Source organism: Oxynema aestuarii AP17 (genome assembly GCF_012295525.1).
GTDB lineage: Bacteria > Cyanobacteriota > Cyanobacteriia > Cyanobacteriales > Laspinemataceae > Oxynema > Oxynema aestuarii.
Genome location: NZ_CP051167.1, coordinates 113,481 through 137,411, shown reverse-complemented (window position 1 = coordinate 137,411; position 23,931 = coordinate 113,481). Strand labels below are relative to the sequence as shown.

Annotated in this window: 16 protein-coding genes; 7 read left to right on the top strand and 9 right to left on the bottom strand. The window is 50.2% G+C overall.

The window, feature by feature from the left end; all coding sequences use genetic code 11:
- Positions 1-63 precede the first annotated feature (63 nt).
- The 3 genes from HCG48_RS00600 to HCG48_RS00590 all read right to left on the bottom strand — a co-directional run bounded on the left by HCG48_RS00600 (position 64) and on the right by HCG48_RS00590 (position 5,268).
- The gene (locus HCG48_RS00600; RefSeq protein ID WP_168567432.1) at positions 64-1,470 is read right to left on the bottom strand and encodes a hybrid sensor histidine kinase/response regulator; all 1,407 of its coding nucleotides are present in this window, start codon (positions 1,468-1,470) and stop codon (positions 64-66) included.
- 431 nt (positions 1,471-1,901) lie between these two features.
- Positions 1,902-3,776, bottom strand: a complete 1,875-nt coding sequence (locus HCG48_RS00595) for a hypothetical protein (RefSeq protein WP_246259790.1) — start codon at positions 3,774-3,776, stop codon at positions 1,902-1,904.
- A 370-nt stretch (positions 3,777-4,146) separates the two neighbouring features.
- Entirely contained in the window at positions 4,147-5,268 is a 1,122-nt protein-coding gene (locus HCG48_RS00590; RefSeq protein WP_168567431.1) for a serine hydrolase domain-containing protein, read from the bottom strand.
- Positions 5,269-5,741: 473 nt separating this feature from the next.
- Here HCG48_RS00590 and HCG48_RS00585 point away from each other — a divergent pair, with 473 nt between their 5' ends.
- Entirely contained in the window at positions 5,742-6,521 is a 780-nt protein-coding gene (locus HCG48_RS00585) for a DUF928 domain-containing protein (RefSeq protein WP_168567430.1), read from the top strand.
- Positions 6,522-6,883: 362 nt separating this feature from the next.
- Positions 6,884-8,542 (top strand): ATP-binding protein, encoded by a 1,659-nt coding sequence (locus HCG48_RS00580; protein ID WP_168567429.1) that lies wholly within the window; start codon positions 6,884-6,886, stop codon positions 8,540-8,542.
- 64 nt (positions 8,543-8,606) lie between these two features.
- Here HCG48_RS00580 and HCG48_RS00575 read toward each other — a convergent pair whose 3' ends face one another.
- From HCG48_RS00575 to HCG48_RS00555, 5 genes are all read right to left on the bottom strand, one after another.
- Positions 8,607-10,388, bottom strand: coding sequence for a sensor histidine kinase (locus tag HCG48_RS00575; RefSeq protein WP_168567428.1), 1,782 nt, complete (start codon positions 10,386-10,388; stop codon positions 8,607-8,609).
- Positions 10,389-10,612: 224 nt separating this feature from the next.
- Complete coding sequence (locus tag HCG48_RS00570) at positions 10,613-11,422, bottom strand: TIGR03943 family putative permease subunit (protein WP_168567427.1); 810 nt, start codon at positions 11,420-11,422, stop codon at positions 10,613-10,615.
- 176 nt (positions 11,423-11,598) lie between these two features.
- On the bottom strand, positions 11,599-12,384 hold the full coding sequence (locus HCG48_RS00565; RefSeq protein WP_168567426.1) for a pentapeptide repeat-containing protein: 786 nt from the start codon (positions 12,382-12,384) through the stop codon (positions 11,599-11,601).
- A 133-nt stretch (positions 12,385-12,517) separates the two neighbouring features.
- Positions 12,518-13,693, bottom strand: a complete 1,176-nt coding sequence (locus HCG48_RS00560; protein ID WP_168567425.1) for a metallophosphoesterase family protein — start codon at positions 13,691-13,693, stop codon at positions 12,518-12,520.
- 886 nt (positions 13,694-14,579) lie between these two features.
- Positions 14,580-16,229, bottom strand: coding sequence for an iron uptake porin (locus HCG48_RS00555; protein ID WP_168567424.1), 1,650 nt, complete (start codon positions 16,227-16,229; stop codon positions 14,580-14,582).
- Between the two features lie 278 nt (positions 16,230-16,507).
- Between HCG48_RS00555 and HCG48_RS00550 the strand changes: the two genes are divergently transcribed.
- The 5 genes from HCG48_RS00550 to HCG48_RS00530 all read left to right on the top strand — a co-directional run bounded on the left by HCG48_RS00550 (position 16,508) and on the right by HCG48_RS00530 (position 23,063).
- Positions 16,508-17,485: a metal ABC transporter solute-binding protein, Zn/Mn family gene (locus HCG48_RS00550; protein WP_168567423.1), complete on the top strand. Its 978-nt coding sequence runs from the start codon at positions 16,508-16,510 to the stop codon at positions 17,483-17,485.
- 11 nt (positions 17,486-17,496) lie between these two features.
- A complete protein-coding gene (locus HCG48_RS00545; RefSeq protein WP_168567422.1) occupies positions 17,497-18,252 on the top strand; it encodes a metal ABC transporter ATP-binding protein in 756 nt (251 codons plus the stop codon).
- The gene (locus HCG48_RS00540; RefSeq protein ID WP_168567421.1) at positions 18,249-19,079 is read left to right on the top strand and encodes a metal ABC transporter permease; all 831 of its coding nucleotides are present in this window, start codon (positions 18,249-18,251) and stop codon (positions 19,077-19,079) included. Before HCG48_RS00545 ends, HCG48_RS00540 begins: the two co-directional genes overlap by 4 nt.
- Positions 19,080-19,144: 65 nt before the next feature.
- Positions 19,145-20,404: an FAD/NAD(P)-binding protein gene (locus HCG48_RS00535; protein WP_168567420.1), complete on the top strand. Its 1,260-nt coding sequence runs from the start codon at positions 19,145-19,147 to the stop codon at positions 20,402-20,404.
- A gap of 610 nt (positions 20,405-21,014) precedes the next feature.
- Positions 21,015-23,063: a tetratricopeptide repeat protein gene (locus HCG48_RS00530; protein ID WP_168567419.1), complete on the top strand. Its 2,049-nt coding sequence runs from the start codon at positions 21,015-21,017 to the stop codon at positions 23,061-23,063.
- Here HCG48_RS00530 and HCG48_RS00525 read toward each other — a convergent pair.
- Entirely contained in the window at positions 23,051-23,794 is a 744-nt protein-coding gene (locus tag HCG48_RS00525; protein ID WP_168567418.1) for a type 1 glutamine amidotransferase, read from the bottom strand. The two genes, HCG48_RS00530 and HCG48_RS00525, sit on opposite strands and share 13 nt — an antisense overlap.
- Positions 23,795-23,931 lie beyond the last annotated feature (137 nt).

The window sequence follows — 23,931 nt, the reverse complement described above, 5'->3', positions numbered from 1 at the left end:
AACATCGTGACACGAACCCTCACCATTTGGAAAGAGCACGCGATCGCCCGTTGGGAATTTTCCTCATTCGAGATCCTCTATCGGGATGGCGATCGCGAATTCGCTGCCTTCCCCGGGAATACTGTGACAGGTGAGCGAACCCCCGTGCCGTTCTTCGACAATTTGTCGCGAAATCGACAGCCCCAACCCGGTTCCTTTTCCTCTCGGTTTGGTCGTGAACATCGGATCGAAAAGGCGATCGCAAATCTCCGGTTCGATTCCCGCTCCGTTATCCGCAATCCGAATAATCACGCCGCGATCGTCGATCGATTCGGTCCCAATCCAAATGGTCGGCGGTTCTAGTGTTTTATCTCTTTTTAGCTTTAATTGTTTGTCCTCTGTTTGATATTTTTCTTCCAACGCATCGATCGCGTTGGCTAACAGATTCATAAATACTTGATTGAGTTGGGCTGGATAACAGGGAATGGGCGGTAATTCGTTATACTCTTTTATAATTTTAATCGACGGGCGATTTGAATTGCCTTTCAACCGATGTTGGAGAATTAACAAGGTACTTTCAATCCCTTCGAGTAAATCTCCCAACACTTTACTTGAAGTGTCGGCGCGGGAAAAATTTCGTAAAGATATGCTAATATTGCCGATCCGATCGACCCCCAATTTCATCGCGTGTAACATGTGGGGAATATCTTCAATTAAATAATTGAGGTCGATTTGTTCTTCGTGTTCTTTAATTTCTGCGTTCGAGGGCGGGCAATGGTTTTGATAAAGTTGTAAATGGTCGAGAATTTCACCGATCGCCTCTTCTAAATGCTTTAAATTTCCGGCAATAAACCCAATCGGATTGTTGATTTCGTGGGCAACTCCTGCCACGATTTCGCCGATACTCGCCATTTTTTCCGTTTGAATCAGTTGGGTTTGGGCGTTTTGTAATTCTTCAAAAGAATTTGATAATTCCAGAGTTCGATCGCGCACTCGTTGTTCTAAGGTACGGGCGAGTTCTTGTAAGGCGGCTTCGGCTTCGATGCGGTCTTCAACTTCTTTTTGCAGTTGTTGATTTTGCTCTTTTAAGGTCTGGGTGAGCGATCGCAGTCGTAAATGTAGCCGAATTCTCGCCAGCACTTCTTCTTGCTGAAACGGTTTAGTTAAATAATCGACCGCCCCGAGATCGAAGGCTTTCACTTTATCTGCCGGGTCGGAAAGGGCCGTCATAAACAAAATCGGGATATCTTTAAAGTCAGCAGAAGCTTGCAACCACTTGCAAGTTTCAAACCCATCCATTCCCGGCATGATCGCATCGAGTAAAATGAGGTCGGGTTTTTGCACTTCGATCGCCTCGATCGCACTTTTACCATCTTTCTCCAGACGGACGCGATAACCATCATTGGCTAAAAATTCCGAGAGAATTCCTAAATTCGCCGCACTGTCATCGACAATTAAGATGAGCGCTTTTTCTGGGGGTTCAATACTCATTTACGTTTTCGGTTATTTTGAATCTAAAAATATTCTTCGATCGAAGTTAAACCGACAACCCGAGGTTAAGGGGCGATACGCCGGAGGCGTCGCTAAACGAACGGCGGATGGCGATCGAATGACTCGATTTGTGAGTCTCGGTCGCCGAAAATCTCCGTAAAATTTCTGAGGCTCTCGGTCGATCGCCATTTTGGAGGAAAACCGTTACAAATTTAAAGGGAACGGTCGGCCTACTTCCCCAATCTAACTGCTATTTTAACTGAGCCTTTTCTCCGGCGATCGTCCGAGGTAATTTGTTACTCGTCGAGGCTAAGAACGTCCCCGTTTTCACCCCCGATCGCGGCGGACAACTGAAGAACTGCGCGCCCGCGATCGGTGCGATCGAAGCCTCATTTTACCGAGAAGGATTTCAATCTTTTTTAAAGATAACCTTAAAAAATCGTGGTTGGGGGTTGGGGTTCGATTCCGGGAATCTCTCCCCCGAGCTCGGCAAACTGAACGTCCACCATCGTCGCTCCATGTCGGGCAAAAACTTGCAATAATTCCCGTTCTGCGCGCCGTGGAAGCATGGTTTTCCAGGATTTGAGCGCTTCGAGTAATCCCGGATCGCCGACCCCCGGACCGTCCCGATAAACGGCGATCGCGCGTTCGTCGCGCTGCCAATTTTTGGGGATATATCCCAAGGGAAGCAACACCGAATGCTCTAAATCGGCGAGTAACCGTTCCAGTCGTCGGAAGCGCCGGGTGTGGTAACGGTCGGGATGCGATCGCAGCCACTCTCGTACTTCGGGATCCTCCAACACTTCGCGGCGCAAGCGGACGATCGCCCCATATAAGGCTTGATTGGCATCTTTGACGCAAGAAACTGCCGGAGTGACCACGGACGCACCATTTCCCGGTCCGGTGCGATAGCGCGCTTCCATCAGCGCTAATTCTTGTTTGATAAAGGTGAGGGGGTCGAAGCGGCGATCGCCCATTTGGTAAGGGACGGTTAACTCTGGAAGGCGCACCATGACGTCGGAAATCGGCAGGGTATACATCCACCCCCGTTCCAAACTGCCGAGATAGAGTTCGGAACCCATCGCCCCGGCGACGATTCCTTCCCGATTGTGGGCGTACACTTGGCGGTAAACGACGTCAAACCGTAGCTTTCCGGTGAATTCGTCCCGCACGACTTCCGCGAATCCAAAGGCAAAATGTCCGGTGACTAAGCCCAAAATCGGCGGGTCTCCCCGTTCGCCGCCGCGCCACCCGAAGGTATGCAACACGAGGGCGACATCCCCCAAAGACCAGAGTTCTCGGGTGCGCCGTTCGATCGAACTCGGCGTCGGAACCGATCCGGCGAACGCGGCGCCGTTGTTGTCTAATAAGGTGGTTTCGATCGCGTGAATCGGAATCGTCTCCCATTTAAGATCGAGAATATGCTCCCGGGTGGCGGCGCGTCCGATCGCCATTTGACTCGGATCGAGTTCGTATAGGGCTGCAGGTTGCAGCGCTTCGACGTTAAAGGTCCCGGAATCGTCCCGGCGTCCGTAAATATACCACCCTTCGGCGTTGAGGGGCGATCGCTCGATCTGCTCGATGGAACTTTGCTCGACTCCCTGTCCGGGAATCACGGTTCCGGCGTCGGGAAGGGCGATCGTTTCGAGGGCGGCGTCGAAGCGTCCGTCACTCGGATCGTAATGTCGCACCCGATAGCGGCGATCGCCCACGGGTTCGATAAACTGAATCAGGGCTCGATCGATTCCCGCAATTTGGATCGGTTCGTCCCCAATTTGCAAGACCCATTCTTCCCCTTGCCGTTCTACATTTCTCACGTCGAGTTCGACCCGGACGTTATCTCGCGATCGCCCTCCCGCCAAGGATTCTAAGGGACTGACCCGCGATCGTCCATTTAAACGGGTCGGGTGTACGTTCCCTTTTTCCATACTTTCACGGGTCGTTTGGTCGAATTCAAGATCGACGGTCGCCCGTTCTAACCACCCCTGGTGGATCGATTCGGGATGCCAAGTGAGCCACACCCGCTCGCCGATTAAGTGGCGGTAGGTCTCGGGAGCATTTTCGACTTCGAGATAGACTCCCCCATCGTCCCTTCTCACGGAGGGTTCCGGCAAAATTAACCGTCCGCTCCACGGCGCGATCGCCCGGTATAATTGCGTTGGTGCTGCCGGGATCGGCTCCGCACTCCGCCCGGGTTCGCCCTCCGCTATCCCTACACAAGTCAGCATCACCCCGCACAATCCCACCCCAATCCCACGGACGATACGGCGGATCGGGCGGCGGGGAGAACGATACCCTGTTTGCATAACTTTCTCTCAGTCGCGATCGGTTAAAATGCGTCGTTTTTGAAAAATTTTCAGGTTGACGACGGCTTTTTTTATTTTATCTCGCCAACGACAACCCTCTTTTTCATGGGGAAATGTCAAGCCCAATTCGAGATCGATTCGGCGATCGCAAGCGGTAAACGAAAAGAGGAGATTTTTATTTTTGCGGTTTATTTCTTTTCTGCTTGGCGATGTTTCTAAATTTCATTTCGATTGGCTAAGACTTTTGTAAAACAGGGGGTAAATCCTGTTTCATAAAAGAGCAATATGCTAAAATTATGAGGATTAATCACCTCAATTTATGGACTTATAAAACATTGTTCGATCTTTCTTGACAAGGAGAGAAATACTTTTAGATTTCCAGCATTTCTAAGATTTTTAACCCCACTTTATCAATGGCATATCGTCCGAATAGGCTGGCGAAATCATCCCCATAATTTGACAGAACGACGACCCCCGTCTGAGTTTCCGCGATAAATCCGCAAAATGCCCGATGTCCGGCAGTTCCGCCTGTATGAGTACAAACCTCGCGATCGCGCATGGGTAAATATTCCACCATCCATCCCAAGCCAATTCCCCTGGTTTCTCGCTGGACTAAAGGTTGACCCCGCCATTTTTGTACCCAATTTCCCACTTTTTCGATAACGCCGTATAAACCGGAATTGGGGGCAAATTCTCGATAACGTAATTCACGAGTTTTGAGGGTTGCGAAGGATGGGGATTGCCAATTTGCGGCGACAAAGGTTAGTAAATCCGTCGCGGTGGAACGCAAGGCTCCGGCTCCTGCTAAAGTGGGTAAATCCCAAGGTTTGACGGGTTTTCCATCTTCGTTGTAGCCGAGGGCAAATCGCTGTTGTCGTTCCGCATTTAAAGTAATGCAAGTATCCGATAAGTTCAAAGGATTACAAATATACTGCGCGATCGCCTCTTCATAAGATTGTCCCAGTTGTTCGCTGAGAATATGTCCTAACAGTCCCACCCCCAAGTTAGAATAACTGATTTTTCCTGTAGTTTTCCCCGGTTGATTGTCCCAGGTTTGCAAGTATTCGTACAAATCCTCAATGCTGTAAGCGTTATAAGGATTATTGGGATCTTGACGGACGGATTTAGCTAAGTTTGAGGGCAATCGGGGCAACCCGGACGTATGGGTTGCTAAGCTTTCTAAAGTGACTGTATCCGGTAATTTTTGATAAGCCGTACCCAATTGATTCACGGGGGTTTCTAAAGCTAACTTTCCTTGTTCGACCAACATCGCTAACAGAGTTGTTGTAAAAACTTTGGTCACTGAGCCAATTTCAAACAAGGTTTTGTCATCGGTTGTTTTTCCAGACGGCTGTAAGGTACCCCAAGCGGCGATTTGACGCCGTTCGCCTCGAACCACACCGATCGCTAAGTTAAGATCGTTTTTACGGGTTATCCAAGGGGTAATTAGGGGTTCGAGTAGAGTTTTGAGATCGGTTGCAGTTGAAGTCACGCCGATTACCTCGCGGGATAAGTGTGTCTGGAAAGCAGTATATATTTACTGTAGTTAGAACCCTTGGGTTTTGCCTAGGGTCAAAGGTCACGATCGCAGATGACTTTGGTCGTGGCCATGATTTGGTTTTTGGCGTATTGGTTTACTTTGAGTTTTGAGCTTTTATTGGTCGATACTCTCGCACTCAAGTGAGTCCTGAGTCCGAGCATTTTTGACGAAGGCGATAAAAATTCAAGAAAACTTTACAAAAAAGTCAGTAAAATTAGTCCTTTCTTGTCGGATGATTGCAGCAGCGATCGGTATAATTGTAAAAACGGAAATACAGATCGAGTAGTAGACAGTTCGCGAAAATAGAAAAACTGTCCGCCCCCGTCTATTACAGGAAAGATCGCCGCTAAGATACTGGTGCATTGAAAAAACAATATCGGATAGTTAGCCACGATTAAGAGAATCAAGATTTGGAGCCTGGTTTTATGATCCTCAAGTCCCGCAAACTCGCAACACTTCTCTCCGGAACGGCTTCGGTCGTTCTGCTGCAAATGACGGGTGCCCATTGGAATGGGTCCAACCTGGGGGGATTGACTCCAGCAGCGATCGCCCTGGAAACGAACCTGAGCTATTCGCCGCCCCAAGATTTAGATGCGCCGAAAGCCTCGCGGGGTACGGGTTCGAGAGGCTGCAACGAAGCGGTGACCGAGGCGGCACCCCTGTCGCTCACCTTGCTGGTTCCCGACGACCACACCGGACTGACGGCTTCGGGACATCCGACCTTTTCCTGGCACCTGTCCGAAGCGCCGGAAGTGGCGGTAGAATTTAGTTTGGTCGAGCCGGGAGTGGCTCAACCTCTGTTGACGAAAACCTTAGACGACGTGAAAGCAGGGGTCGGCAGCGTGACCTTACCGGAAGAGTTACCTCAATTAGAAGCGGGTAAAAAATATCGGTGGTCCGTTACGGTAATTTGCAACGAAAATCGTAGATCGAGCGATATTTTCGCTCAAGCATGGATCCAACGGGCGGACCGTACCGAGGCGGTGGAAACAGAGGTCACCCCACAGATGAGCGCGGGCGATCGCGCCGAAGTGTATGCGAAAGCGGGCTTGTGGTATGATGCCCTCGCCGCGATTTCCGAAGCGTACCGAGCCGATCCCGAGAATCAGGCGATCGCCGCCCGACGCCAATCCTTGCTCGAACAAGTCGGTTTGAATCAAGTGGCGGAAGCAGCGATTTCCACATCCTCGACCCCGGCTGACTAGTAGCGATCGCTTCTGCCAAATGCAATTGTGAAAATTTCTGAAAATCTGAAAATCTGAAAACTTTCAGTTATCTTTTCCCACGCCGGACCCGTCGGGTTCGGCGTGGGTTGTCCACTGGCTAAAGATCGGACCGTCGCTCAAACCGATTGCCGTTCCTCCCTGGGAAAATTCGATCCTTTCACGATCTTGTTACACTGGATTCACCCCAAACAAGTAGAGAACCGATTTCGATTTGCCATCCCCCTTCAGGATGAATTCGCCAAATTCTCGATCGCACGATTGTCAGGCATGGCGCGATCGGTTCCGGTCAACGTCGTGGGGCGTTCATGGCGGCATCTTCTGTTTTCCTTAGCTCCTCATTTATGAATCCATCAGATCCTCGGGAGGTTTCCCTGTACGATTGCGCTTTGGGTGCGATCGCTCCTCCTCAACCGCTACAAATCAGCCCGCTCACCTTCAAAGCCCTAGTGAGTGCCACCCTCGATTTACTCGTCGAGCAGAAAATTGCGGCGACCTTGTGGGTCAAACTGCCGTCGTGGTGCGAGTGGCAAACGGCGATCGCCCGCTATCGAGAATGGGTCGATAGTTGCGAACCGATTTATCTGTGCCAAAACGAGGCGATCGGCGATCCTCCTGCACAGAGGCTAGGCGATCGCCCGGGAGCTGGCGCCCCTGGGTCTGAAGACCCCCTCGTCCAGTGGCATCACCGCCACATTCAAGACCAACTTAACGAAACCTCCCTCATTGGCGACGAAGGAACCATCCTCATTCCCGAAAAACACCTCTCGCCTCTGTGTCAAATCGAGTTACCCGTCGGGAGTGCGCTCAGTCGAGAATTTTTTTTAATCGTGCTGTCGCCGAAACTGCACGTACTCATTTTGGCCTACCAGCATCCCTCGTTAGCGTATTCGCGGTTGCGAGACCGAGAATCCCCGCCTTTAGATCCCCAATTACCTCTGTTAGGCATCCATTGTTTCGATGGCGAAACGATTCAACGGGTTCTCGACGGTTTGAAAGACGCCCTAACTGAGATGCAGTGCATTCCGCTTTCAGACCGAGAGTCCGACCCCTCAGAAAATGAGTCATCCAGCAGCGAGGGACAGGAGGTGAATTCGGCTCAAATGGCGTGCAATGCCTTGAAAGAGAAATGGGATAAGCGCTTTGGGGAACTGGTAACGCCGATTCCCGATTTAACCTTGTTGGGACAACTGACCAGCAAACAGATTCAATGTCAAGAGGAACTCTGGCGTCAGGAATGTTTTAATACGATTTCCGTGCAGGCGTTGCAACAGGAAAATCAAGAACTGCACCAAAGTCTTCAATTAAAAAACGAACTCCTGCACAATTTGGGTCAGGAGTTGCGAACGCCGTTGACGAATATGAAAACGGCGCTGACCTTGCTCAATTCGCGCAAGTTAAAGGTCGCCCAAAGTCAGCGTTATCGCCTGTTGCTGCAAGAATCGTGCGATCGCCAAACGTCGCTGATCGACGGTCTTTTAGAATGGGTGCAGCTCGAAAGTCACGTGCATCCGAAGCGCGAACCGTTGCGTCTCGCCGATTGGATTCCGCCGATTGTCAGTACCTACCAACCCTTAGCCCAAGAAAAAGGGGTGATGGTCGCCTACACGATTCCGAACGGACTGCCTCCGGTGGCTTGTGTCGGCGAGTGGCTCAAACGGATCGCGATCGAGTTACTGCACAACAGTATTAAATTTACGCCCAGTGGGGGCGAGGTGTGGGCGATCGCCAAACAACAAGGGGATTACATCCAACTGGAAGTCCGCGATACCGGAATCGGGATTCCCCCGCAAGAGGTTCAGAAAATTTTCGAGCCGTTTTACCGGGGCCGTCAGGCGATCGAGGAATATCCCAACAGTGCTGGATTGGGATTAACGTTAGTCGAACAGTTATTACTGCACTTCGGCGGTTCGATTTCCGTGCGCGCTCAAGTGGGGAAAGGGTCGAGTTTCAAGGTGCTGTTGCCTGTGGCGCACAACCCCGGGCGTTCGCCCTCCCCGTAAATTGCCGATGCCGCCAACCTCCCGGCGCGATGTTTTATACAACTTTTTGTACTTTTTGTATACTTTACCCCAGTTCCAAGGGTAAGAACATGGCGATCACCTCCCCTTGTTGGGGACGGTGACGCACGATCAGCTTGCCGCCGAGGACTTGAAACAGATTTTTCGTCACGTTGAGATTGAGGCTGAGGTTGCCTGTTTCCGGTTGAAACATCAGCAACTGGCCGATCGATTTTAGGGTCGGTCGCGAGCTAAAGGGCATCGACCACGGTTGAGTCTGGGCGTCCGGGTTCGGCTCGCACTCCAACTGTACTTTGAGTTGATGTCCGGCGAGGGTGACTTCAACTCTCACGTGGTTCCCGGCAGGCAGGGTACAGGTAAAGTTTTCGATCGCCCCAGTTAACACTCGTTCTAACAGGTTGGGGTCGCTGACGACCGGGGGCATTTTTTGCGGGACGACGACATCGAGGGTGAGGTTGCGACGGCTCGCTTGTTTTTGCCAGCGCGGAATGCAACTGTCGAGTACGAGATCGAGGGAAGTGGAAGTCAGGTGAACCGGAGAGCGCCCGCTATTGGAGGTTTCCAGTTCGACGGCCCGGAAAATGAACTCAAAGCGATCGATTTGTTCGGTGCATTCGCGATCGATCGCCTGCAAGCGCGCGATCGCCCGGTCGTCGAAATTCTCACTGCGTTTGAGCAGCAAGCGGGTCAAGGTGCGGATCGTCGCTAAGGGGGTGCGCACTTCGTGGGCGATCGCCTGGAGTAATTCGAGATCGGCGGCCTCAGTCTCAGTCCCACTCCCCGGGCGTTCGCTGTCGTCTGCACTCGCCGGGGTCGCCACTTTCGCCGCCGTTCCATTGCGATTCGATTTGTGCGTCGGACGGGAGATCGCGTTGCCCTCGAACTCCGCGCCCCCGTCGCTGCGGGCGTTCGTCCCGTCGGACCACTGGGCGATCGCGTAGCGGCTCCTTTGGAGCATCGCCGATGCCAACATCCGCGAGCCTACCGGAACCAATTTCGCGCCGCCCGGGTGCCGAATGGTCTTAGAAGGACGTTCGCCCTCGTAAACTGCCACGGTCTCGATCTGCTCCGAAGGCCGATCGTACAAGTTATCGAGGAGGAGTTGGCTGAAGGTCGTCACCAGTTTGTAATCGGGAGCCACCGGGGTAAAGCGGGCGAAGGCGCGATCGAGTTCCCGGGCGATTTCCGGGCGCCCGCTCAGGAGAACCCGCGATCGCAAGACCTGCCATCCCAGGGCGATCGCCTCGGGATCGAAGGAAAATTGAAACGGGCGTTCGCTCCCTCCCGCTCCCTCGACCACGATCGCACTCCAGCGCGAGGTCAACACCAAACAAAACTGCTCTCGGGCTAACGGATCCCCCGCCAATAACGGCAGTACGGATCGTGCAGACCGACCGACGCCCGTACCATTGGCTTCGCCGCTCCCCGTCGGTAACAGTTGGGACGGTAACCACGCCACCCCTGGGAACGGTTCCCCGGAAAATGTCCAGGTTTCGTAATCCGCCAACACGCGCCGATCTTCGAGGACTGGAAGCGGACCGCATAAAACGATTCCCCGAGGCGATCGCCCCTCGGATCGATCCCCTTCGCGGTCGGCTTTGCGCCCCAGTAATTCGCTCAGGGCCGCGATCGCCGCCCGCCATTGTCCCTCCGCTTTAACTCCCTCGGGGCGATTCTCTTCAGAGTCCCTTGCTACCCATACGCTGTCATCCTCGCCCCAGCCTTCCCTCTCCCGGGCAAATGGATCCGACGGCGATCGTAGACGGTCGCGCTCGGCTTCACTCATCCCTAATATTTCACTGAGGGTCGGTAATGGCCAGTTGTACATCAAAATCCATCTCCTCCAAGGCTTTGGCGACGGTCAACTCTTTGACGAGCAATACAGGTTCGGTCTGCACCCTTAATTGAGAGTGTTCCCCAAAATGAATGCCTTTAAAGTTAGTACCAGCCTATCGGAATCTGGAAATTTTATAGATTCGTAGAACCGAACCAATCGGTCGCAATCTCCGAGCCAACGGTCGAATCCCTGGAGGCGATCGCCTCGCTGTTCTACTAATATTCGTAAGGATTTTTTGGCTGTTCGATCTGCGCGATCGCCTCGGCTTCAATGGTCAACTGGCGGCGATCGTCAAAGGTTTCCGTGATCATCTTCCCTCGAACCTCCAGCCAGCTATCCGACGGATACGCCGAGCGGTTTTTCGGCAACTTTACCGGAAGTCCGATCGGATAGGCATCCGCCGCACAACAGGTGATGATATAACGCGCCAATAACAAATATTCTTCCCCTAATTCCGGCGGGTGAATCACAAAACCCGTCACTTTCACGGGTTGACCGCTATAAGCGTCCGGTTCCGGATACACGCTCAAGGTTCGCACCCAATCCACCAGCGATCGATCTTCCGGCGAAGTCGCTTTGCCAAATGCCTGCGCCTTCACTTGCGTAATCGGCATGAAATCTTCGATCCCTCGATTGAGCGCTTTGTCGCTGCTGAAAACACGCGGCTCGAAGATCAACCCCATAATCGCCGCCGTCAGCAAAATCGCCGCACTCCACCCCGGCGGAAACAAGCTGATATGTTGGAGCTGCTCATTTCCAGACGCCGCCGCTCCGTTATTCCCACTGGTGCGTCCCCAGCGCGATCGCCCCCAGGCGATCCATTCCCAAACTTTCCAACCCGCCAACACCAGCAACACCACCCCACCGATGACGGTCAGGGCGAAATAATTCGGGTGAATTAAAATATTCAATTCCCCCGTTACCCAATACTTGACAAGCAGAACGCCCCACAATAAAACTGCCAGAAATTCGACGGCAGCATTCATGCGGAACCATGAAGATAGTTTAGGAAAAGGTGCGCTCATAGATTAGACAGACTTTTCGCTTGTTTGGCTCGGTTTTAATACTATACGATCGATGTCTTTTATCAATGAAGTTTCCATAAATTTCATCGTTCGCTCCTTTTTTTCCCCATCCTACCGAACCTCCTTGCATTCCACAGGCGATCGTCCCCGTTATCTCCCCGTTATTCTGTATGATTTTATTCACCTGTATTCTCTTCTACCGGATTCTCTTCCACCGGACAACCGCGCTCCCAAACGATCCCATTCGGCATCGTCGCCCCGCACAAATTAACATCTCCTAAATACGTCGAAAAAATATTAGCTCCCGTTAAATTGGCTCCGCTTAAATCGGCGCCCGTTAAAATGGTATTCGTAAAATCTGCGTGACTTAAATTAGCTCCCCTTAAATCTGTATCTCTAAGATTGGCATGAGCGAGGGTCGCGCCACTTAAGTTGGCATTACGTAAATTCGCATTACTTAAATTTGCATTTCCCAACGTTGCATTTTGTAAAATCGCATTAGTCATCAATGCACTCGTCAGGGTAGCTCGCGTTAATTTAGCGCCGGATAAATCCGCATCATCTAAAAAGACTCGCTGTAAAGAAGCACTTCTTAATTCCGTTCCTCTTAAATTCGCATTGGATAAAATCGCATTATCCAAAAAAGCACTATTGAGAATTGCCCCGCTTAAATTCGCTTGATTGAGATCCGCAGAATTAAACGAAGCACTTTCTAACATCGCATCTTTTAAATTCGCCGCCCCCAGTTTAGAACGGCTGAAATTCGCCCGGCGTAAATTCGCCCGTTCTAAATTAATGGATTGTAAATTTAGATCGTTGAGGGTCGCCCCACTCAGATCGCAACCCGGACAGGAACTCGTTTCGATTAAAGTTCTAAAATCTTGCGGGTTTCCAGCAATTAATGGATGGGGAAACGACAAGATGGCAACGATCGCCGCCGTCGCTATCAGGTTTACTCTCACGCTAAAACCTCACACCACAATGATTGAACATCGGACGGTCGCGCCAATGGTGGCAAACTGCCGATCCCGTAGTAGACTATACCCCAGGATTGCCCTTGAGTCAGGTGATTTGGCGAGTGGCGATCGCCCCGAACTAATTGCCGACCCCCTTTTCCCGTAAATTGCGATAGAGGTTCTCGAACTCTCCCACCACCGCCGCCGGGGCAGTTCTCCCGTGGGTGTCGCGGTAATAGTTCTCGAATTCGGCGATCGGATCGAAGCGATCGCGATCGCGCGGTCTAGACCGTCGGAAATAGCGTTTTTCGGGATAATTCGGTACGATTTGCAGGGTTTGCGGGCAAATCTGGCGCACGCGATCGCCCAATCCCATCACCGGACTGTCTAAATTGACAATAACTTTGAGAAAACCGGGATGGTAGCGATTCGCTTCTAAGGTTTCCTCTAAATTGTCTAAATCACAAAACAATTGTTTTAACGGTCTTTGACATAAAACGGGTTTGAATTCAACTTTTGCCTCCCCTCCCGGTTCGACTTCAATCAAACAAAAGCCTTTTTCTTGTTCCGCCTCGCCGAAATCAATTTGAATCAAAGATCCGGAGTAATAAGTCGGCGCACTGGCGCGAACTTGTTGGTGAATATGAATATGTCCGAGGGCGATATATTGCGCTTGCTCGGGCAATGTTTGCTCGCCGAGGGCGTATTTATCTTGACTGTAATACATCACTTCGGATTCGGCCAGTTTTGCTCCTTCTATCGCCAAGTGTCCCATGAGAATATTAACGCGATCGGGCGCAAACCAACTCGTTAAATCTTTAAAAAGAGCGGCGATCGCCGAGCGATAACTCGCATTTTGGACTTCTTCATCTTCCATCCACAAACTGGATGCATCTAGCATTCGCCGTTCCGAAGCAAACGGCAGCGCGCCGACGCAGAGTTTACCACTTTTGGTATTGAGAATAATTGCCCCTCCATCTTCGGACGGTCGCGGTTTTCCCAAAGCACGCACTCCCGCCAAAGAGAGTAAATTGGCTAAACCGTCGATGCGGGTGGCGCTATCGTGATTTCCGGCGATCGCCACCGCAGGAATTCCCGCTTCTTGCAGCCCGCAAAAAAACTCGTAAGCCACTCTTTCTGCATAAGCTGGGGGATTGGGAATGTCGAAAATATCTCCCGCAATCAAAACCGCATCGACCTCTAATTCTTTTGCCGCTACGAGAATTTGTTGTAATGCTCCCGCGACTTCTGGCGTGCGATCGATTCCTTTCAGTCTGCGTCCTAAATGCCAATCTGCTGTATGAATAAGTCGCATAAATTTACGGATCGACGGGTGAATATTATTTTACATGATTTTATACTATATTGCCATGGTTGGGCATTCAGAAGGTTTAAAAGCGACGGCGATCGTTGTTTTGATAATGTTAAAATCAGAAACTTGCAAGTTTAGGGCGATCGAAAACACATTGAACAATACAGAACCTCTCATTACCCCCAAGTCCCGCCACTCAACATCCGGGAAACAACAAGTTCACTAAGTTAATGATATTCTTAAAAGTATTTATTTTGTAGATGGGTTTTAAATTCCACAAAATAATCTTATTTATAATTGACTTTAGGCTCAAATATACAATTATCGCAAATACCTTTTATATACATATTTATTTTAATGATGTTAAAAGGCGATCGCCTTTCCCAGAAGTGTTGAATGATAGGAGAAAAATAAAAACACGCCAGAAACATTTATGATTTCTTGGCCGTCTAAATTATAAATATATAAGAGTAATAGATCGATCGAAGTTTCCCAAAATTGTCAAGAAATATCTCGGCGACCTCCCGCAAAATAATTACCCGGCTCTAGACACCTTTACTTTTGTCTCCGGCTGGCTGAGCTTTAGTCTCGACCCAAGCTGACGCTTGGCACCATAAATATCATCAAGTCAAGCTTTTTTCTGGCACGGATAACGAGCGGGGAATTGTTGACGGAGTTCAGATTTATTTTTGTCTTGTGTATATGCAACTTAAATGTCAAACAACTTAATTATTCCTTTTTAATACAAAAAATAATTATTCTTAAAAATAGCAGACAAGCTGTAGGGTGGCAAACAAGTTGCGCACCCTACCCGTGAAGGTGGTGCGGAAGTCTTGTAGTAAAAACCCTCCCGACCATGAAGATCGTCCATCAAACCCGCAAAATCCCGTTAAAACAGAAAAATCGTTCGCAGATTGCCGATCCAAATTGCATCGTTATCTGCATCGTGTTCCGGATTGACGATCGCCAAAAAACCCGGTTCGATCGCGATTCCCGGAGCGATCTGATACCGATAAAACCCCTCGAAATGAAACGAAGTATCCTCATCCGACTCCCCACCGTCATTATCCGTCACCTTTGGCGGCTGTCCGAGGACGATGCCCGCACGCGAACCGCGATCGTCCAAATTGGGAGCAGCTAAGGTCACCGCCCAATTAAAAATCGTTGCATCATCCCCCTGGCGAACCCCAACCCCTTCATCTTCAGCGCGAGCCAGGGTCAAACCCGCCCATCCGCCGAGAATCAAGTGAGAACCAATCCCCACAGAAGTTTGCACGCCGAAATGGTCTGCAGAAGTTGCCGTTTCACCGAATGGCCGATTTGCCAGTTGGCTGCCGATCGCCCCAGAGACCGCCACCTGCGACCCGGGGGCGTAGGAACGCACGTAAGTCACCCCCACTCTGAAGCGATCGCTCGGTTTAAACGCCACCTGTCCGAGTGCCGCAAAGCGACCGTCAAATAGGCCATTTCCCCCAGTCGGTTCGCTGGCATCCGGGGCGAGATATCCCAAAGATAAAGAAATCGCCGAATTCGGTGAATAAGTCAGGGTCAAACCCGACCCGCCCAACCCTTGGCGATAAATCGGATTGAAGCGACCAAATCGAGAAAGCGCTCCAGTAATTTCCGGCGTAAAAAACTCATTAAACGTCGGCACATTTGCATTAAATCCCCCACCAACTGCATCCACATTCACCCGCCAGTTATCCCCCACGGGAAACCGATAAAACGTCTTCCCTAAAATAACCGAGCCATTCGTATTTACATCAAAAGCCAACCGAGTCATATTCGTTCCGGTCACCTCTCCACCCAGTCTGGCTGAATTGGCAGAAACCAAAAACGTTTTCAACAGATCTTTCCCGGTAAAACTGGTATTAAAAATCAACCGAGACCGATAATCCAACGTCGTATTTTCCTGCACTGATTCTCCCGAATCATTGGCTTTTTCGTCCCCCAGTGCGCCGCTTAGAAAAAAGCTAGCTTCGCCGACCAATTGGGTAGTGGCGGAAAACTGATTGGCGGCCAAAGAATCCGTGCGGATTTCTAAAGCATCGACGCGACCTCGTAATGTCGCTAATTCTGAGGAAAATTCGGCTTGCAATCGCCGAATGCGGGATAAATCTTCTCCTTCTAAATCGGCGCCACTGTTGCCAATCGATTCAGCGATCCGATTGAGACAGAGATTCAATCCCGCCGCAAATTCATAGCGGGTCAGGGAACGATCGCCCTGATAGCGGTTGTCGGGATAGGCTAACAAGCAATTGTACCGTTGGGCAAGGGACTGTAAAGCTGCAAACGCCCAGTCTGTGGGTCGAACGTCACTGAGATCCGACACCGAGTTCACCTGTTGCAGGGGGGAGGGGGTTTGCTGGGACAGGTGAAGGAGGTTCGAGGGTCTCGCTGACCCCCTCGGATCGCGATCCGGGGAAGACCCCGAGTGTGCCGATCCGGGTACCGGAGTCGAGAGGAACAAAGTTGCCACGATCGTCCCCGTGGCGATCGCGGTTCTCCTTGATTTTTGCCAGAACACCCAAAATACCATCTAATTTCCTCACACTACAAGGTTATCCCCCAAGCCCATCGGGTTTGGATCTAACAAGGCGGGAACCCATCGGCGATCGCCTTTTTTTTGGTAGGCATCGCCAACGACTCGTCTTTCAAGTATGATAATCATTATCAAAGTAAAGTCAATCAAAATTTCCGATGAAAATCCAGCGATTATTTTGGATCCATGCGTTCCGACGGAGGAGTGGAGAGCGCGAAACTCAGTCCCCGCGCCTACAAAACTCAGTTGCCCCTAAGCTGGCGAGTAGGAGGAGGATGAAACCCTGTCGGCTTGCGATCGCCGTGCTGTGTTTTGCGGTGGCGCCCCTGGAGGGATGCCAACCGAATCCAAAATCGGAATTGAGAGCGCAAACGGATCCATTAGACATCGCCGTCAGCATTTTGCCGCAGAAATACTTTGTCCAGAGGGTTGGCGGCGAAAACGTGAGGGTGAATGTCTTGGTGGAACCGGGGGCTTCGCCAGCAACCTACGAGCCAAAACCCTCTCAGTTGCGGGCGTTGAGCGAGGCAGAGGCGTACTTTCGCATCCGCGTCCCCTTTGAAAATGCCTGGATGGACAAAATCCAGGCGGCTAACCCGCAGATGCGGTTGGTAGATACCACACAAGATATCGAGCGGATGCCGATGAGCGCCCATTCGCACCACGGATCCGGGGGTCATCAACAGGATGCCAATCCGGATCCGCACGTATGGCTCTCACCCGCATTAGTCAAGATCCAGGCACAGACAATTTACGATACCTTGGTAGAACTCGACCCGCCGCGACAAGCAGAATATCGACAAAATCTAGAACGGTTTATCGCCGACATTGGGGGACTCGATGCCGAAATTCGTACCTCCCTTGCCAATTTGCAGCAGCCGAAATTCATGGTTTTCCATCCCGCGTGGGGTTACTTCGCCCGGGAATACGATTTAGAGATGATTCCCATCGAGATTGGCGGTACCGAACCGAGTGCGGCGGAGATGGCACAGTTAATCGCACGGGCGAAACAGGAGGATATACAGGTTATTTTTGCCCAGCCTCAGTTTAGCACCAAAGCTGCGGAAACGATCGCCAATGAAATAGGAGGGGAAGTGATTCTCATCGATCCCCTCGCCCCGGATTGGCTGGAGAATTTGGGCGCGATCGTCAGTACATTCTCGCGGGTCTTAAGCGAGGGGCGATCGCGCATTCGCGTCGGAGTGTTACCCTTTCCCCGCCAACCGCGTCCCGTACCAATGAACCTTCGTTAGGGGACTCGGTTATGCAACTAGCACAAAAAACCACACTTAACTCCCTCAATCCACCCGCGATCGCGATCGAACATTTGTGGGCGGGGTACGATCGCCACCCAGTTTTAGAAGACATTACCCTGGAGGTCAACCCTTTAGACTTCATCGCCCTCAACGGACCGAATGGCGGCGGCAAAACTACCCTTATCAAAGTGCTGCTGGGGCTGCTCCAACCCATGCAGGGGGAGGTTCGTATTTTGGGCAGGAGCGCGAAACAGGGGCGACGATATATCGGGTACGTGCCGCAAACCGTGGAATGCGACCGGGATTTTCCGATTCGGGTGTGGGATGTAGTGAGAATGGGACGACTGGCAAAGCGTGCCTTGCTGCATCCCTACAATCGGCAAGACGATCGGATTGTGGCGGAGTGCCTGCAACAGGTGGATTTGTTCGATAGGCGCGATCGCCCGTTTGGCACCCTTTCCGGAGGACAGCGCCAGCGAGTTTACGTCGCTCGCGCCCTAGCGACCCAACCGCACATCCTGCTGTTGGACGAACCCACCGCCAGTGTGGATGACGGGGGGCGGACGAAGATTTACCACTTGTTACAACAACTCAACCAGTCGGTGACGATTTTAACGATTTCTCACGATTTGGAGGAAATTGCGCCCTATGTGAAGACGATCGGTTATTTGAATCGCCGATTGTTTTATGACCCGAAACCGATCCAAGACCCGATCTTGCCCTCCGTCCCAGACGCAAATATCCAGGAGAGAACAGAGCCATGATGGAAGCATTACAGTACGATTTTATGCGAAATGCCCTATGTGCGGGGGTGTTAGTGAGTCTTGCTTGCGGCATCATCGGCACGTTTGTGGTGGTCAATCGCATCGTGTTTATCGCCGGGGGAATCGCCCATACCGCTTACGGAGGTATTGGTCTGGGGTATTTTTTTAATTTTAATCCCCTGCTAGGTGCGGTGGCATTTAGCACCCTCGCCGGGTTGGCAATGGGAATCGTGCAGCGCCAAACCCGAGAGCGAACCGATACCACCATCGGCGTGATGTGGGCAGTGGGGATGGCGGTGGGAATTATCTTGGTGGATCTGACGCCGGGATACAAGGCGGATTTGATGAGCTATCTATTCGGGAGTATTCTAAGTGTTCCCACGGGCGATTTGCAAATCATGCTGGGGTTCGATGCGATCGCGATCGCCCTGGTGGTGTTGTTTTACAAAGAGTTAGTGGCGATTTCTTTTGACGAGTCCTTCGCCACGATTCAAAATGTGCCAGTGAATGGGATTTATTTCTTGCTCCTCGGGGAGATCGCCTTGACGGTAGTGATGATGATGCAGGTGGTGGGATTGATTCTGACCATTGCGTTGCTTACCATCCCCGCCGCGATTAGCACTCAGTTAGTGAGAGATTTAAAACAGATGATGGCGATCGCATCTCTTTTGGGGGTGCTGTTTACTTCCATTGGATTATGGCTGTCATATACCCTGAATTTGACCTCCGGGGCCACGATTATTTTGGTCTCCGGTACGGCGTATTTGTCGATCTTACTGCTGAAGTGGCGATCGGGTCGTTCTGCCTGTGGGCCAATTGTTAAGTAAGAAGAGTCGGCTTCTCACGCTATGGATTGCCATCCACCGAAGAGCGAACAAAAGTTAGAGTAGCGATGAACGAAAATTTTGCCTTGATTCCTTCCAAAATCGACATTGCCATAATTGGCGCGGGGCCACAGGCGCTGACCCTGGTGGCGCATCTGTTGCAAAAGCGCAAAAGTATGCGCCGTCGGTTTGTGGTGTTTGACCCCAGTGGGCGATGGTTGACTCAGTGGTGTCATCAGTTTGCGGCTTTGGAAATCCCGCATTTGCGGAGTCCGGCGGTACACCATCCAGATCCGGATCCGTTTGCCCTGCGTCGGTTTGCCCAGACGCGCGATCGCGAGTTATTCCCGCCTTACGATTTGCCGGGAACGGAGTTGTTTCAGGACTTTTGTGAGGATGCGATCGCCCGGTGGCAGCTTGAAAATCGGGTAGTGACGGCGAAAGTGAGGCGAATCGAACCCCTCGTCGGGACGCGGGGCGATCGCTTTCGCTTGGCGTTAGAGGGGGGGACAAGTGAGGTGGTGGCGCAACGGGTGGTGCTGGCCACGGGAGGCGGTACGCCGCATTTCCCTGACTGGGTGAGTCGCATCCAAACGCCCTATCCGAGCGATCGCCTGTGTCATTCCCATCAGATCGATCTGCGTCAATTGCAGTTGCACGGAGAGCGGGTTTTAATTGTTGGTGGCGGGTTAACGGCGGGACATCTGGCGATCGGCGCATTAAAGCGAGGTGCGAAGGTGATGTTAATGATGAAGCGCCAATTGCAAGAAAAACTATTTGACGCCGATCCGGGATGGTTGGGACCGAAGTATCTGAAGGAATTTAGCCGGGAAGCGAATTGGGTCGCACGTTGGCGGGCGATCGCCTCGGCGCGCAATGGCGGGTCGATGACGCCAGAAGTTGCCACTCAGTTGCGACGGGAATCCCATCGGGGAAATCTGGCCATTTACGAGAGTTGTGAAGTGGTAAGTGCCCGTTGGGAAAATCGCCAATGGCAGATTATGTGCGATGATGGTGCAGTGTATGAATGCGATCGTATTGAGCTGGCAACTGGTACGCGGTTGGATGTGGCCGCCGAACCGTTATTGTCGGAAGTCTGCAAAGTATATCCACCGGAATCGGTCGGGGGTCTGCCCGTGTTAGATGAGTATTTGCGCTGGCCAGGTTGCGAGTTATTCGTCATGGGTGGGTTGGCGGCTTTGCAGGTAGGGCCAGTGGCACGAAACCTGGCTGGGGCGAGGATGGCCGGCGATCGCATTTCGGCGGCTCTGAGGAAGCCGAGTTTGAGGCGATCGCTAGGGCAGTCCTATACTTTAGCGGCCAAGTAAGAGAACGCGATCGCCTATTATGAGAATAAGACACCGCCCTGTTCTAACTTAACTAATGCAGGGTAGCGAACATAAATGGCCAGCTTATACTATCTTTTTTTTCAAAAAACATGAGATTCTTAGATTGGGAGTAAATAAAAATAAAAAATGACAAGAGTTCCTCAAACAAATAAGTTAGCCCGGCTTAACACCAACAATGAAAAGGGTATTCGCATTCAAATTTACGAAAATTTAATTTCATATTAAATTCTTCAAATAGTTTTAATGTCGCAATTTTATAACAAAAAGAGAGTAGACAAATTGTGCGAATTGCAAAATTTTATACTTTATGGCTAAAAAATACTTATGTTAATTAGCCTTGAGAGCTACTTTCTAGATGCTGAATTTGGAATTTCACAGGATTCGTGTATCTATTTATAGGGTTTTAGGTTTTTCCGCTCAACAATTCTGCGTTCTTCGATAGATTGACCAACTCAAATTTAGTGCAATTTACAACAATTCGAGCTATGATAAAATCTATTTGAGTTTTCATGGCTCGTTTCCGGCGATCGCACGATCGTCCCTATTACCCACTCTAGATGATTAGTTGACGCAAGGAACTTCGAGGGATATGGCTAAGAAGAACAAAGCTAAAAAATTGCCATCATCTGGAGGCAAAGGATTTGGCAGCAGTGCCAGCCAATTAAAAACGGGTCTCCTTCAAGTCGAAAAATCCTTAAAACATGACAATTATGATAAAGCAGAGAGTTTATTAGACGAACTCAAAGAAAAATATCCAAATTCCATTGATGTTCTCAAATCTTATCTCGAATATTACACTAAAATTAATGATTATCTGAATCAGGAAGAGATCTGCGAGCAAATTCTAGAAATCGATCCCAATAGTCAATCCGTTTTATTACACCTAGCAAATAGTTATCTATATAACAGCCGTGCTGTTGCAGCCCTCAGCACTTTACGCACTTATCTGGAGAAATATCCCCAGGCGAACAAGGCTCCTGAAATCAAAAATAACATCGCAAAGATCGAGCAAGAATTAGCAGGTTGGATAGCAGATAGTGGTCTTTCTGGTGAACCCAGAGCAGAAGAAATCTTGACATTGCAAGACAAAGGTCAAAGTTTAATCGAACGGGGTCACTACCCCCGAGGAAGAGAGCTTTTCGAGGAAATTTTACAAATTTGCCCGACCTACGTTCGCGCCCTCAACCATCTCGCCCAGTCCTATTATCGAGAGGAGAATAGCGAAGCCGCCCTAGCCACAGCCCGGGAGGCGATCGCCCTCGATCCGAATAACTTTCACGCGCAAGGAAATATCACGCAATTTTTATATCTTCAAGGAAAAGTTGAGGAGGCTCAAACCGAGTTAAATAAGCTCCTAAAAATGGAGTCGGAGCACCCGGAATTTCTGCTCAAGGTAGTCGAAACTCTCTCGTATTTTGGAGACAACAAAACGATTTTAGAGATCGCCGATCGCCTCAAAGCTGAAGGAAGTTTTTACGACCGAGAGCAACCGATGTTTTACCACTTGGTTGCCGTAGCTGCCTTACGAGAAGGTCGCGAAACTGAAGCGCGTCAGTATTGGCAAAAATCCCTCGATCTTTCACCGCATAACGAGCTGGTGTCGAGCAACCTCAGAGATGCCAATCGACCGATGAGCGATCGACACGCACCTTGGCCTTTTCCCATCTCTAATTGGATTTGCAGAAAGGCCGTTGACGATCTAACTTCCTTAATTCAAGGTCGAGATCTAGACGATGAAACCACCAAGGCTGAAATCGCTCAAAGTTATTTTCAACAGCATCCAGAGATCGAAAAGATCGTTCCCATTTTACTCGATCGCGGCAGTCCCGAGGCCAGAGAATTTGCGATGATGTCGATTTCTATGTTGCAAACCCCAAACTTATTAGAAAGATTGCGTGAGTTTGTCTTCAGCGATCGCGGTCCCGATCGGATGCGCTTGAATGGAAGCCAAATTTTAATCGATCGTCAAATCCTAAAGCATCGTCAATCCGTTCGCCTGTGGATTCAAGGAAAATGGCAAGAGATTATATTACAAAGCCTGACTATCGATTACGAACCCAGAATTTCTCACGAGCCTCATATTCAAGAATTGCTAGAAAAGGCGGTTCTCGCCCTGAAAAACAACCAAGGTGTCAAAGGAGAAAAACTACTCAAACAAGCCTTACAATACGCGCCAGATGCGCCGGATATCCTGTACAATTTGGCCGGATCTTATCAACTACAGGATCGCGGTGAAGAAGCAGAAAAACTCATTCGAGAAATTTATCAAAATCATCCCGATTATCTGATGGGTCGTTTGGGTTTGGCTAACCTAGAACTATTGAAAAATCGGATTAAGGAAGCAAAAGCACTTCTCGAACCGATCCTTGAAGTTGAAGAATTTCACATTTTTGAATACACCACTTATTGCCAGATCTCAATTAATCTTGCTTTACAAGAAAAAGACTTGACTGCCGCTAAGAGTTGTCTCAAGATGTGGCGTGACGTCGATGACAACAATCCAAAAATTGATAGTTACCAAAAGCGGATCGACTTGTACGAGGAACTCGCCGAGTTAATGGAAGAAGAAGACGATCTCGATGCCGAGGAGATCTTCCTCAATCGCATAGAACAAGGATCGTTATTTCAAGATGACTGAGAAACTGGAGTCGTGACCGCAATAAACTGCTCTATAAATCGATCGGCCATGGTCTGAAATTCTGATAAATTCTTGGAGGTTGCTTTCTGAATTGGATAAGGAGGAATTTGTTGCGGTACTGGATGGCGCTGGTTGTGATTGACCAACCAGCGCTGAATAATTTCTTCAGTCACTTCTAAATGAAACTGCAATCCCCAAACGCGATCGCCATAGCGAAAGGCTTGATTTTCATACTTGCTAGAACTGGCTAATCTCACCGCCTTTTCCGGTAGATCGAATGTGTCCCCATGCCATTGCAAGGCTTTAAATTGGTGGGGAAATTCTTTCAAGAGTGGATCCTGTTGGGCGTCGGGAGTTAACACCACGTCATACCATCCAATCTCGGAACCGCGATCGCCCTTTTGTACTGAAGCGCCGAGGACTTTGGCAATTAATTGAGCGCCCAAACAAATCCCGACAATTCCTATCTCCCGTTCCAATGCATATTCGATCAAATCGCATTCGTAACGCAGCCAGGGATATTCCCGTTCTTGATAGGCGCTCATAAATCCGCCTAAAACGATCAAGTGGGTATAATTGTTTAAGGTTAGGGGAAAAGTTTCGCCACTCGAAACATCCAAATAATCGAAAGGAATTTTGAGTTGACGCAAGACCGTTTCAAAGTAACCGAGATTTTCACAATCGGCGTGTTGGATGGCCAAAATTCTGGTGCCAGTAGGGTGCTGTTGCATCTTTATCTATGACAAATTGAGCGGGGACGACAGATGCTCTCTGTATTCAGAGAGCTTAGCGCGATCGGGAGACGATCGCCCGTCTCGCCATCCTCTATCTTAAAGGATTTCGCCAAAATGCTGCTGGAGTCATCCAT